The following is a 13,694-nucleotide window of genomic DNA, read 5'->3' as shown; positions in this document are numbered from 1 at the left end:
TTACGCTTTTATTAAATGATTAATCATTCCTTTAAATACAAATGCGTGAAAAGGTAAAACGCTATACCAATACATTCTCCCCCAAATTCCTTTGGGTCTAAAAATGGCTCTTTGATGTAGCTTACCTTTTTCTATTTTAAATTCTAACCATGCTTCACCAGGCAACTTCATTTCAGCAAATAAAATCAATCGTTTATTTTTTTTATCTGCTAACAATACTCTCCAAAAATCGAGTGGGTCTCCTGGTTCTAATTCTGTGGGATGTCTTCTACCTCTTCGCAATCCAACACCTCCAAAAAGTTTATCCACGTATCCTCTTATCTTCCAAAGAGAATTAAACTTGTACCACCCTGTTTCTCCTCCGATGCTCCAAATTTTGTGTAATGTATTCTCCTCGTTTTGTATTTCTCTAACTCTTATATCTTTAAAACAACCGTATTGAGGTATTTGTATATGTTTTGCCAATTGATCGTGAAAAACTCCACTACTCATGGCATCTTTCCAACTAGAAATTACTTCGTTTTGCTCTATTTTTTGAAATGCTAATGCTACTGCTTCTTTATAGGTTATGGGCTCTACATTAAGTAACGTATTAATGCTACTTGGTTTGGCGATTACTTCAACCTTCATACTATCCACTAGGGCTTGTGCTAGGTTAAAAGATGTGGATGTTACAAAATACAACCAATAAGAAGATAGTTTTGGTGTTAATACTGGAAGTGTATAAATGTATCTTTTAAACCCTCTTATCTCTGCAAACTGTAACAACATTTCCTTATAAGTTAATATCTCAGGACCGCAGATGTCAAAAGATTTATTGTAGACCTCTTTAACTTGTAAACTATTTTCTAAAAAGGCTAATACATCTCTAACTGCAATAGGTTGTGTTTTCGTTTTTAACCATTTTGGTGTTACCATTACAGGAAGCTTTTCTACAATATCTCTTATAATTTCAAAAGAAGCACTTCCACTTCCTACAATAATTCCTGCTCTAAAGGTCGTTAAGGCATAACTATTTGATTGTAATTCTTTTTCTACTTCGTATCTTGATTTTAGGTGCTTGGACAGCGAATTGTCATTAACTATTCCGCTTAAATACACCACTTGCTTACAATTAGTAGGTTCTACTAGTTTTTTAAAATTCTGTGCACAGGTTAATTCTAAGTTTTCAAAATTTTCTGATGTCGTCGCCATCGAATGAATTAAATAGTACGCAGCATCAATATCTTTGGGAAAAACTGTATTTTCTGTATTTAAAAAATCTACTTTTATAAAAGTAACATTCGGATTATTTTCAAACTCATCTGGTATTCTATCTAAATCACGAACACAACAGACTAATTGATGGTTATTTTCTAGCAACCTAACAATTAATCGTTTTCCTATATAACCTGTTGTGCCTGTAACTAAGATTTTCATTCCTTTGGTCTTTGATATGATAATCTTGTATAGTTTTCTGCAACCATATAGGTATCTAATCCATTAATTGCAGCTACTTTTTCTTTGGATAGATTTAAAAAACCATCTTCTGAAAGCATATTGTCGTTAAAATACAAATCAGTAACTTCTCCCAGAACTAAAATAGTTCCGTTAGCTTTTATATGATGTTCTTCTAAAAACTTCATTCCTATTTGTAAGGGTGACTCTGCTACAAATGGAGCATGAAAGTTATTTTTAAATTCTTCCGAAAGTGTTGTTTTATCAAATTCTGAAATTTCTGACGGATATTTAGCTGAGGTATGATGTGCCTCTTCTATCATTACTTCATTAATAGCATTAATTGTGTAGTAACCCGTTTCTTTGATATTGTTATATGTGTTCCTCACAACGGTTGTAGGACGCAATACAAAACCTAGTATTGCTGGACTTGAACCATAATGCACTACAGAGCTAAACACCGCTACATTGGTAATATCGTCATTAGATTTTGTCGCAATAAGATTTGCTGGTTTATAACCAGAAATACTATTCATCAAATTTATTTTATAAAGATGAGGAAACTCGTCTATTTCTTGACGCGTAATGTGCATTATATCGTATTAAAGTTATCAATTTTTACCTTATTCGCCTTTAAGTCATGCATTAAGTTATACAGACCAAAAAATGTTCGATTGATGTAAATAAAGTGTTTTGACCCTCTATTTCCGTTCATCTTTTTTAGTTCTGTACTCTTGGCATATTTTTGACCTAAATCAGCTATTTTTCCGAAGAAAATCTCATCAGAAAAATCAAATTCTTCTTGCTGAAAAGGTTGTGTAAAGAGTGATAACATCTCATAAAAAAGCGACTTAAAAAAGGTTATTTCTTCTGGAGTATCGTCTTTTCTTAAAATTTCTAACTCATACAGTTTGCTTTCAAAGAAGGCTGGATTATCTATATTCTCTCGTTTTGCTAATTCAAAATAAGGCACATAAAAACTTTCAGGAACTTCTTTCATGCATCCAAAATCAATTACAATAAGTTTGTTTGATTTGGATACTAAAAAGTTTCCTGGATGCGGGTCTGCATGTACTTTTTTTAACTTGTGCATTTGGTACATATAAAAATCCCACAAAGCCTGCCCTAGTTTATTTGCAACATCTTCAGTTTGTTCTTCTTTAGTAAATTCTGACAAGTGAACCCCATCCATCCAGTCCATCGTTAAAATTCTATCTGATGACAAGTCTGGATAGTAGCTTGGGAATTTTAAATTTGGAATATGTTTACATGCATCAGCAATTTCATTACTCTGAGCTAGCTCTAATTCATAATTAGTTTCCTCTAAAAGTTTGTCTTCAACTTCTTTGAAATATTCGTCAGAGCCTTCACCTTTAATGTTAAACATTTTCATTGCAATGGGTTTTACCATCGCTAAATCGGTTGAAATACTATCCGCTACTCCAGGGTACTGAATTTTTACAGCTAACTTTTTTCCGTCTTTCGTCGCTTTATGAACTTGTCCTATACTTGCTGCATTTACTGATTCTGCTGTAAACGTATCAAAAACTTCATTAGGTGTTTTGCTGAAGTATTTTTTAAATGTTTTGGTTACCAAAGGTCCTGATAATGGTGGTACTGAAAACTGAGATAATGAGAATTTTTCTACATAAGCATTGGGTAAAATATTTTTTTCCATGCTTAGCATTTGCGCTACTTTTAATGCTGATCCTTTTAATTCTTTTAATCCATCGTAAATATCTGTAGCATTATCTTCGTTGAGCTGCTTTTTAGCTTCCTCTTCTGATTTAGTGATTTTGTTACCGTAATATTTAGCATAATTTACACCTACTTTTACTCCTGTTGAAACTAGTTTTGTAGCTCGTTCTATTTTTGAGGTTGGTATTTTATTTAGCGTTTTCATACCATTGGTGATTTTTCTTTCCACAAAAACTTTGCTAAATCAATCACACTTTTCACAGGTGCTATTTGCTGAATATCAAAACTTGCTTTGACTGATTTTTCTATAAAAAGATCTGTTTTTTCAAAATTAGGTGATTCATCATCTATCCAAAATTTTAAGATCATTAATAACTGCATCCAATATCCTTCTGCAACAGTTTTATCTTGAATTTTATTTACTTTTTCATTTTTAAAGTCAATTTTTTCAAGATCTAATCCGTTTACAAAATCAATAAATTCTACTCGCAACTCTTTCAATACAGATAATCTTGAAAAGTCGGTTTTCATTTCCTTGAATTGTAACAACACGTACGATCTGTTAGCTGTTAACAGTTCAAAAAAAGTAAAGTAAAAACTTAATAGTTTATCTTTTGATGAATAGTCTTTGTATGCCTCTGTTTTATGCAATAAGTGAATAGTTTCTTTAGCAAAAACTCCGAAAATAGCTTTTTCTAAACTTTCAAAACTTGAAAAATGTTTGTAAAAATCTGCCTCTTCAAAGTTGTTTTCTTGCGCGAAAGAAAATATGGAGTTTGGTTTACCTGCTGATAGTACAGCGTTCATATACCATTCTATTATTTTTTCTTGAGTTATGTTCTTTTTTTTTGCCATGATTTAATTGTTTAATACGATGTATGCGTTGAGACTAGTTGCAATCGTCATCCATATTAGATATGGAAGAATAAATAGTGTGTACCATTTTACTTTTTTTAAATACTCAAAAGTGAAATAACCTACGAGTATCCACAATAAAGCGATTACTACTAAACCTAGTTTTGTTAAATGTTGATTGAAGAAAATATAATTCCAGCTTACATTTAAAACCCATTGGTCTATATATAAAATGAGTACTTTTTTGTTTAAAAATTCATGTTGAAAACTCACTCTAGTCATATATACAGAAAACAATACCATAATGGTTGTCCATGCTGCTCCAAAAACCCATCCTGCCGGTGTCCATGGAGCTTTGTTTAAAGATAAATACCAATCTGTTCTTGGCCCTTCGTTCATTAACCAAACTCCAATAGCTAAAGCTGAAAAATTAGCTATTAGGAATATTAAAAATCGTATGTATTTATTTTCTTTCAAGTTTTTTTCTTTTTAAAGAATTGAAGATTAACTGCACTGAAAACAACATTGTAAATGCATAAAAAATGTCTTCAAAGGGTATGGTGAAAATTCTAAATCCTAAGTTTTCTGAATTGTTATACCAAACAACTGGTTCTTCTATAAAACTTCCTGTTAAAATTCCATTAACGATTAAGAAAGGAACTAATATTACCAAGAAGCTTGGGTAATATTCTTGTAACGTATTCAAATGATATTTTAACGCATAGCCCAACAGCAATAAGAATAGTATAAAGTTAACTGTTGTATACCATTTTCCGAAGTTAAAAATCAATAATAAACTCACTAAAACTATGAGTAAAAAGCTTATGATTACTGTCATTGACTTTGACATTTTAAACTTTGGAAATAAAAATTTTAATGCTTCATGTGTAAATAAACACGCATAGGGTATACAAAAGAAGAACATCCATTCTTCTATTGGCATGTGCAGTAATTTTAAGGATAAATGGTAATCTGAGTTAAATCCCCACACTCCTATTTGCGTAAACCAACTGTCCCAAATCAAAAAAAACAAGGCGACTAATAAAATACTAAGCGCTGCTTGTTTAAAATATTGTATAAAGTGTAATTTTTTTTCAAAAACACTATATAATAGCGGAATACTTAAACTACCTAGGTTTAATATTAGATACAAATACTGACTCACTGTCTTTTATTAAAGTATTTAAAGGGCACAAACAACATACCGAAACATTCTCCGTCGTGTTTTCCCAAATGTTTGTGATGAATTTTATGTGCTTTTCGTAATCCTTTTAAGTATTGGTTATTTGTTTTGTCAAACCACTTAAACCTTCTGTGAATTAATACATCGTGTACCAAGAAATAAGCTATACCATAAAATAATATCCCCAGACCTATAAAGAACAAAACATTTAATTCTGGATGAATTCCAAAGTAAAAAAGCGACATACTAGGAATAGCAAAAACCACAAAAAAGGCATCGTTCTTTTCAAACACATGTGGATATCCTGGTTGATGGTGATCTTCATGTAAATACCATCCAAAACCATGCATTACATATTTATGAGTACACCAAGTAACTCCTTCCATAACAATAAATGTTAGTGCAGTAACTGCTATGTAAATTGCTATATTCATAATGATGTATTGTTAATTATATATGTATGTAAATAATTTGTACTGTCTTTTTTTTGGAGTTCTTCTTTTAAAAACTGTTTATCTTTTTTTATAGAAGATTTATATCCTAAAATACTTGGTGTATTTTCTTGTATTACTAAACGAACATATCTTAAATGAATGTTGTTAGGATTCTTTGAAATTAGTGTTTCTAGTTTATGCTTTTCTGTATTAAAAACTTTCAATTTACTCCACGGCATCATTTTATATTTTGCCTGTTTCATTTGTAAAGAAATTACGTAGGCTTGTATACTTACTTCTTTACTGTTTTTATATTTTTTTATGTAAGATAACTCTGCTTCTTTTGTAGCTAATTCATGGTACTCTATAACAAAATTAGGTGCATTATTGAAGCCTATAATCGACATAAAAAACAGTACTCCTAAGATACCACTTTTTATCATATTAAATTCAATTTATACCTTACATAACTTCTTGCTAGAAGATTAATTTTCATAGGGTTTGAAATTCGAATTCTAGTATCCATAATTTTTGTTGAAGGCGTATCTTGTAGCTTCTTTAACAACTTTTTATAATATCTATACGCCATGTAAACTCCGAATTTTGCTTCAACTGGCAGCTTTAAAATACCGTTTTTATAAGCAAAGTCAAAATCGTCTTCTATTTCTTTAATAATCGTATTTTTTCCTTCCGCACTTAAATCCCCAAAATTGATATTTGGAAAATAAGACCTATTCAATTCATTAAAATCTTCTTTTAGATCTCTTAGAAAATTCACTTTTTGAAATGCTGATCCTAAACGCATTGCAGGCTCTTTTAGCTCCTCGTATTTTTGCTGATTTCCATTTACAAAAACCTTTAAACACATTAATCCAACAACATCTGCAGAACCGTATATATATTCATTATACTCTTCTGTAGTTGTATATTCTGTTTTGTACAAATCAGCTTTCATGCTTTTTAAAAACGACTGTACTAAATCATCAGAAATTTTATATTTATTTACAGTATGTATGAAAGAGTTTAGAATAGGGTTTAAACTAATTCCTCTATTCTTCGACTCGTAATAATCTCTTTCAAATTTTAGTAATAATTGTTCTTTATCATACTCATGGAAAGAGTCTACTATTTCATCCGCAAAGCGTACAAAACCGTAGATATTATAAATATCAGCACGTATTTTTAGTGATAACATCTTCGTGGCTAACGAAAACGAGGTACTATACTTTTGAGTTACTAACTTACTACATGCGTAAGAAACCTCATCAAACAATTGTTTCATCTTTGTACGTTTTTAAAATTAAATCTGAAGCTATTTTTCCTGAAATTAAAGACGGGGGAACTCCTGGTCCTGGTACTGTTAACTGCCCCGTAAAGAACAAATTCTTTACTTTTTTACTTTTTATTTTTGGTCTTAAAAATGCTGTTTGTGTTAAAATATTCGCCAATCCGTATGCATTTCCTTTGTAAGAATTGTATTCCTTAACAAAGTCATTCACACAAAAGCTTTCTTTAAAAAGCACATGCTCTTTTACTGATTGATTTGTTAATTTCTCTAACCTTTCTATTATAATATTAAAATAGCGCTCTCTTAGCTCTGGAGTATCTTCTATACCAGGTGCTAATGGAATTAAAAAAGTAGCAGCTTCTTTTCCATTGGGCGCAAAAGAACCATCTGTTACTGAAGGAAAGCTCGCATAAAACAATGGTTCTTTTGGCCAACTAGGAACATCATATATTGTTTTTGCATGCACATCAAAATCTGTATCAAAAAAAAGAGTATGATGGCATACATTTTTTAATTTCTTATCAAAACCTACATAAAAGAGTAATGATGATGGTGCAAATATTTTTTTATCCCAGTAACTTTCAGAATATTGTCTTAAATATTTAGGAAGTAGTGTTTCTGTATGATGGTAATCTGCCCCGCTTAACACTACATCAGATTCCATTAGTTTTCCATCTACCGCAACACCAATTGTTTCTCCCTTGTCATTTACTACAATTTCTTCAACATTTGCATTGGTTTGAAATTTCACACCTAAGCTCGTAGCTAAGGTAGTCATGGCCTCAATTACTTTGTACATTCCTCCTTTAGGATGCCATGTACCTAAGCCAAAATCAGCATAATTCATAAAATTGTAAAAAGCAGGTGTATTACTAGGCTTTGCACCTAAAAACAATACTGGAAACTCTAAAATTTGAATCAGCTTCTTACTTTTAATTTTCTTTCTTACTTCATGTCTAATGGTAGAAAAAAACTGAAATATTTTACCCATAGTAACTGGAGTTACTAATTCTAAAGGAGAAACACCAGGTTTATAAACTAAATCATTTATAGAAACATCATAATTGTATTTTGCTGATTTTAAAAAAGACTTCAGGTGTTTTGAACTTCCCTTTTCTTCTTTTTCAAAAACCTCATAAATCTCATCTAATGTTCCTGGAATTATAATTGAATCTTTTTCTCCAAAGTACACTTCATAAGCCGGATTTAATCTTTCTAATTTGTAGTAATCTGATGGCTTCTTACCAAAATCTGCAAAAAACTTTTCAAAAACATCTGGCATCCAATACCATGTAGGACCTATGTCAAAAGTAAACCCTTCTCTCAACAATTGTCTTGCTCTCCCACCAATGGTAGCATTTTTTTCTAACACAGTTACTTCATACCCAGCCTTGGCTAAATAACATGATGCCGACAAAGAAGAGAATCCTGAACCTATTATGTATACTTTTTTTTTCAAATTATTTCTTATAAATATAATTAAATTAACTACGAGTGAAAATATTTTTTCACTCGTAATCAACACATTACTATAAAACTAAGGTAAAAGAACACTATCTACTACATGGATTACTCCATTAGTTCCTTGCACATCGGTTAAAGAGATTACAACAGATTGCCCTGAACTTGTATCTAATTTAGCTCCGCTAGATAAATCAACTGTAACTATACTGCCATCAAACATTGTGATTTCTTGATTATCACTTAATTCATCTGACTGTACATTTCCTCCCGCAAACACATGATACTTTAATACTGCTTCTAATGTTGCAATAGGAATATCTGCTAATGAATTCCAAGAATCATTACTATCTAACAATGCTTGAAATGCATCATTTGTAGGAGCAAAGATTGTATATGGTCCATCCTCTTTTAATAAAGAAACAAAATCTGTAGTATGACGGCTATCTGTTAACGCTGCTACCAAAGAAGTAAAACCACTATTATTTAACGCTAAGGTCACTACATTAGCTGGCAACATTACTTTATCTATTGTGTGTATAACTCCGTTTGAGGCCATAACATCTGTAGCAATTGGTTTTGAATCTCCATTGAACTCCACTGCCCCATCAACTTCTACTTGTAATGACAACATCTCATCATTTGGACCTGTTGATAAGGTATTCACATAAGTGTTAGATAAATCTGCCGCTTTTACTTCACCACTTATCACATGAAATAACAATACCGACTTTAATGTTTCTACTGGAATATCATCTAATGAATTCCATGAGTCATTACTATCTAACAACGCCTGAAATGCTGCATCAGTTGGAGCAAAAACAGTAAAAGATCCATCAGCTTGTAATGCTGATACTAAATCAGCTTTTTGCAAAGCTGCAACCAAAACACTTAAATTGGAATCTGCAACTGCTACATCAACTATATTCTTTGTTTTTTCTATTACTGGGTCATCATCACTACATGATGTTAATAAACCAAAACTTAAAAACAAACCCAAAAACAACACCGAGGTCAAATTCTTTACTTTCATAATTTCACACTTTAAATTATTGCTTACTCTTATTTTTTATAGTCTACTTTTCAGCTTCGGTAGACTTTGTTTATTTTATATTAAAAAACATTAAACAAAATTAGTTTCATTAAAAAAATATGTCTTGAAAATCAAAACATTAGTCAAAATTACATTTTTTGTTTAACAAAAACAAATAAAAGATAAACAAAATTAAGTTACTCAAAAAAAATTAGAACTGATTTAAAAATATTTTAAGAGAAGAATACACTGTTATTTTAGCTTTAAAATCTATACTATCAACAGCCATCGCTTTGTTTCCTATAGCTATCAATTCATGGTTAGTGTTTTCAAGTACAGCTTCAATTTCTGAAAAATATTCTTCTATTTTATCATCATAAGGCTGAACTGTCATAGATGTAATAAAACAAACTTTCGATTTACTTTTAAAAAAACAATCTAAATTATCTAAAGGTAGACTTTGCCCTAAATAAATCGTGTTATACCCTCTTAGTATAAGCTCATAATTTAGGTACATTAACCCTAATTCATGAATCTCATTTTCAGGTAGGAACAACACATAACTCGTTTCTGAATTATTATTAGAATACTCTAATTTCTCTATGTTAATTTGAATTTTTTGGACAATTAAATTCGAAATAAAATGCTCATGCGCTGGCAACAACGTGTCTGTTTGCCACAACAACCCTATATGATTCAAGAAAGGTACAAAAACATCTTTGAAGATTTCTCTAAACGTTTTTCTTTTAAGCAACCTATTGTAAGCATTGTTAAATAACGTTTTATCAAATTGAAACATTGCCAACTTAAAAGAGTTTATTGCTTCGTCATTTACAGCCATTTTAAAAGCCAACTCTCTAGCCTTTAAAACAATTGTATCATCAGACATTTCAGCAATCTTAGAAATCTTTATATTGTTTTTATTCAACAACACTACATTAAGCAACTTCTGTAAGTTCTCAGAAGAATAATAACGAATATTTGTATCTGTCCTATCAGGTGATAACAGATTATATCGTTTCTCCCAAATTCGAATAGTATGGGCCTTAATTCCTGAAATGTTTTCCAGGTCTTTAATTGTGAAAGTAGATTTTATATTGTTCAATTTATTCTAAATTCTTTTGAACAAAGATACAAATTTTCATAAACTACAAACTTATAGTGCTTCTTATGAATATTTTATACTTATTTTTGATGGTTATTTTTCTCAAAAATCATGAATTTTCAGACACAAGTACCACTTACAAAACAAAAACATAATCAAATTAATTATCAATCCAAATTATTATTACTTGGTTCTTGTTTCTCTGAAAATATTGGTAATAAACTTGATTATTATAAGTTTCAGTCAAAACAAAATCCTTTTGGTATTTTATTCCATCCTAAGGCTATTGAAAATTTAATTATAAAAACCCTAAACAAAGAAAAATATACTGACAAAGATGTTTTTTTTCATAATGAACGCTGGCACTCTTTTGAAGCACATTCAAGTTTAAGCGCTATAAATAAAAATGAATTATTAAACAGCTTAAACTTATCCATACAACAAACTTTTGAACAATTACAAAACACTACACACCTCATTATTACACTAGGTACCGCATGGGTATATCGAGAAATTATTTCGGATACTTTAGTTGCTAATTGTCATAAAGTTCCTCAGAAAAAATTTTTAAAAGAATTATTAAGTGTTGACGAAATTTCTGAAAGCTTACAAGCTATTAGTTCTCTTGTAAAATCAGTTAATAAAAACATATCGGTTATTTATACAGTATCACCTGTTCGTCATCTTAAAGATGGTTTTATAGAGAATCAACGAAGTAAAGCACATTTACTTTCAGCTATTCATGAAGTAGTAGAACCAAGAAGTGCTATTTACTATTTTCCTTCGTATGAAATTATGATGGACGAGTTACGTGATTATCGTTTTTACAATGAAGATATGATTCATCCTAATAAAACAGCTATTAATTATATCTGGAAAAAGTTTAAAGAGGTTTGGATTATGGAAGATTCATATCAAACCATGCAACAAGTTGATACCATTCAAAGAGGATTAAACCATAAACCCTTTAATCCAAACTCTGAAGCACATCAGTTGTTTTTAAAAAAGCTACAACAAAAAAAGGAAACACTTTTACAAGCATTTCCTTTTATAAATTTTTAATCTTTATATATTTATTTTACTAAATATTGATCTACATTTTGCCATGGACCACCGTTGATTACATCAACCCCATGGTTTTGTAAAAACTGTGCTGCTTGCCCGCTTCTACCTCCACTTCTACATACTGCTATTACTGGCTTATCCCACGATTTAATTTCCTCTACATTTGTAGGAATCGTAGCTAACACAATATGCTTAGCTCCTTCGCTATGCCCTTCATTCCATTCCGCTAAAGTTCTCACATCTAACACAATCGCTCCTTTAGCTAAATATTCCTGTATTTCGTTACTCATATTCTTCTTTCTAAATAAATTAAATAATCCCATGTTATACTTCTTGGTAATTTTCCAACAAAAGTAAACCGTTTTCTATTAACGTAGTGTAACTCTTGTTACTTTTCATGTTTTCAAGATATTCACGTAACGTTTGTTTTATTGAAAAATTGTTTAGCGTTGCCAATTCTAACAATTCTAACGGCAACAACCAATCATTTTTAAACTTCGATTTTACTTCTGTAAAAATTCCCTCAATATCTTCTTCAGAAACCATGCCACCCTCTCTTAACTCTCTTACTCTGTCATACAAACCATACAACTTTCTATCTGAATCAGAATATTGAATTTTATGCGTTTTAGTTTCCGATACTTTTCCTACATCTCCAAATGAAGCTACATCAGCAGATCCAGCAAAAGCCGACACTACCTCAACACCAACTGCCATATCGTACACTCCCCAATCTGGGTGAAATAATAATGTGTCACCATGAGTTACAGTACAGTTTTTAAAGGAAATCAATAAAATTCTACCTCTTAAATCTCTTGTTCCTGTTATAACTTCTCCAACTACTTTTACCCCTCCTTCAAATTCTAACGTAACTTGTTCTCCTTCGTAAATTCCATACGCTTTTAAATCACGCGGACTCATATTTTCTATCGGAATATTAATTCCTTTTAACTTTCCTATTGGACTACCAAAACCTTCAGCATGATAATTTATACCGTGACTTATTAACTCTTTATCTCTATTTGCTAAGGCAGTAGGTCCTGTAGTTTGTACATATATAGCTTTGTTATTCTCTTCTGTTATTACATTTGTAAAAACACCTGATATCTGAATACCAGTACTCAACTCAATAGTTCCTAAATTTTTAGAGTCTATTAGTTTTTCTATTCCTTTTAATCCTCCAGTTCGTATCGCCATTTTATTAGCAAACTGCTCCAACACCAAACTTAAATGAGCAAAATCTGGCGTAACAAATAATTGAGGTTGAGGTTTTGTAATATCAAAGCTTACATTAGCAGCATCTAATGTATATGGAACTTTTTCTACTTCATCTTTCATACACCATTTGCTTTCTCCTATAGAAGATAACAATCCAGCTCCATAAATTTTCGGATCATCAAGAGTTCCTATCAATCCATACTCAACTGTCCACCAATGTAGATTTCTTATTTGAGCCATTTCTGAAAGCTCTCCCATATTATCTTGCAACCACTCCACTTTTTCTTGCGCTTCATCAATTTCTTTTTGAGTAGAATTTGGATCTTCTTTTAAGATAGATAACAAACGAATGGCTTCATACATTTCGTAATCTTTTGCTGAAGAAATCGCTTTCGCTCCAATTTCTCCGAAACGACGTAAATACTCAGCATATTCTGGGTTTGCTATAATTGGCGCATGCCCTGCAGCTTCATGAATAATATCAGGAGCAGGCGTGTATTCAATATGATCTATAGTACGCATGTCAGACGCAATCACTAACACATTGTATGCTTGGAACTCCATAAAAGCATTTGGTGGTATAAAACCATCAACAGATACTGCTGCCCAACCTATTTCTTTTAAAATACGGTTCATTCCTTGCATATGAGGAATTTTCTCTACTGAAATACCTGTTTTTTTCAATCCATCTAAGTACGAAGCATGCGCTACTTTCCCTAAATAATCTACGTTCATACGCATTACATAACGCCATACTGCTTGGTTCTGAGCAGTATATTCATCGTACGGTTGTTTTACCACAAATTTATGTAAGTGTTTGGGTAACTTCTTAGTAACTTCGTTTAATTCAAAGTGAGGCTCCATAATGTTGTTTGTTTTGCTGTGTAAATTTAAGTTTTTTATAGTTCACAAAAAAT

15 protein-coding genes are annotated in these 13,694 nt (G+C 31.2%); 1 reads left to right on the top strand and 14 read right to left on the bottom strand.

Features of this window, described 5'->3' with window-relative positions; genetic code table 11:
* The 12 genes from VCM48_RS12405 to VCM48_RS12350 form a co-directional block, all read right to left on the bottom strand.
* On the bottom strand, positions 1–1,419 hold the full coding sequence (locus VCM48_RS12405) for an SDR family oxidoreductase (protein WP_482270706.1): 1,419 nt from the start codon (positions 1,417–1,419) through the stop codon (positions 1–3).
* Positions 1,416–1,973: a flavin reductase family protein gene (locus VCM48_RS12400; RefSeq protein WP_482270705.1), complete on the bottom strand. Its 558-nt coding sequence runs from the start codon at positions 1,971–1,973 to the stop codon at positions 1,416–1,418. The genes VCM48_RS12405 and VCM48_RS12400 overlap by 4 nt, the downstream gene beginning before the upstream one ends.
* 56 nt (positions 1,974–2,029) lie before the next feature.
* Positions 2,030–3,340, bottom strand: coding sequence for an ABC1 kinase family protein (locus tag VCM48_RS12395; protein ID WP_482270704.1), 1,311 nt, complete (start codon positions 3,338–3,340; stop codon positions 2,030–2,032).
* Positions 3,337–3,990, bottom strand: coding sequence for a TetR family transcriptional regulator C-terminal domain-containing protein (locus VCM48_RS12390; protein WP_028892317.1), 654 nt, complete (start codon positions 3,988–3,990; stop codon positions 3,337–3,339). The genes VCM48_RS12395 and VCM48_RS12390 overlap by 4 nt, the downstream gene beginning before the upstream one ends.
* A 3-nt stretch (positions 3,991–3,993) precedes the next feature.
* The gene (locus VCM48_RS12385; RefSeq protein ID WP_482270703.1) at positions 3,994–4,467 is read right to left on the bottom strand and encodes a TspO/MBR family protein; all 474 of its coding nucleotides are present in this window, start codon (positions 4,465–4,467) and stop codon (positions 3,994–3,996) included.
* Positions 4,454–5,155, bottom strand: a complete 702-nt coding sequence (locus tag VCM48_RS12380; protein ID WP_482270702.1) for a lycopene cyclase domain-containing protein — start codon at positions 5,153–5,155, stop codon at positions 4,454–4,456. Before VCM48_RS12380 ends, VCM48_RS12385 begins: the two co-directional genes overlap by 14 nt.
* The gene (locus tag VCM48_RS12375; RefSeq protein WP_482270701.1) at positions 5,152–5,607 is read right to left on the bottom strand and encodes a sterol desaturase family protein; all 456 of its coding nucleotides are present in this window, start codon (positions 5,605–5,607) and stop codon (positions 5,152–5,154) included. The genes VCM48_RS12380 and VCM48_RS12375 overlap by 4 nt, the downstream gene beginning before the upstream one ends.
* The gene (locus VCM48_RS12370; RefSeq protein ID WP_482270700.1) at positions 5,604–6,050 is read right to left on the bottom strand and encodes a hypothetical protein; all 447 of its coding nucleotides are present in this window, start codon (positions 6,048–6,050) and stop codon (positions 5,604–5,606) included. Before VCM48_RS12370 ends, VCM48_RS12375 begins: the two co-directional genes overlap by 4 nt.
* A complete protein-coding gene (locus VCM48_RS12365) occupies positions 6,047–6,889 on the bottom strand; it encodes a phytoene/squalene synthase family protein (RefSeq protein ID WP_482270699.1) in 843 nt (280 codons plus the stop codon). The genes VCM48_RS12370 and VCM48_RS12365 overlap by 4 nt, the downstream gene beginning before the upstream one ends.
* The gene (locus VCM48_RS12360; RefSeq protein ID WP_482270698.1) at positions 6,873–8,354 is read right to left on the bottom strand and encodes a phytoene desaturase family protein; all 1,482 of its coding nucleotides are present in this window, start codon (positions 8,352–8,354) and stop codon (positions 6,873–6,875) included. Before VCM48_RS12360 ends, VCM48_RS12365 begins: the two co-directional genes overlap by 17 nt.
* 78 nt (positions 8,355–8,432) lie before the next feature.
* On the bottom strand, positions 8,433–9,389 hold the full coding sequence (locus VCM48_RS12355; protein ID WP_482270697.1) for a fasciclin domain-containing protein: 957 nt from the start codon (positions 9,387–9,389) through the stop codon (positions 8,433–8,435).
* Between the two features lie 211 nt (positions 9,390–9,600).
* A complete protein-coding gene (locus tag VCM48_RS12350) occupies positions 9,601–10,494 on the bottom strand; it encodes a MerR family transcriptional regulator (protein ID WP_482270696.1) in 894 nt (297 codons plus the stop codon).
* 111 nt (positions 10,495–10,605) lie between these two features.
* Between VCM48_RS12350 and VCM48_RS12345 the strand changes: the two genes are divergently transcribed.
* The gene (locus tag VCM48_RS12345; RefSeq protein ID WP_482270695.1) at positions 10,606–11,556 is read left to right on the top strand and encodes a GSCFA domain-containing protein; all 951 of its coding nucleotides are present in this window, start codon (positions 10,606–10,608) and stop codon (positions 11,554–11,556) included.
* A gap of 11 nt (positions 11,557–11,567) precedes the next feature.
* Here the strand turns inward: VCM48_RS12345 and VCM48_RS12340 are convergent, their stop codons facing one another.
* Entirely contained in the window at positions 11,568–11,849 is a 282-nt protein-coding gene (locus VCM48_RS12340) for a rhodanese-like domain-containing protein (RefSeq protein WP_099216052.1), read from the bottom strand.
* A gap of 34 nt (positions 11,850–11,883) precedes the next feature.
* A complete protein-coding gene (locus VCM48_RS12335; RefSeq protein WP_482270694.1) occupies positions 11,884–13,641 on the bottom strand; it encodes an aromatic amino acid hydroxylase in 1,758 nt (585 codons plus the stop codon).
* Between the last annotated feature and the right edge of the window lie 53 nt (positions 13,642–13,694).

It is taken from the genome of Tenacibaculum sp. DPLXC6 (assembly GCF_056815515.1).
This window is presented reverse-complemented; position numbering and strand designations above follow the sequence as displayed.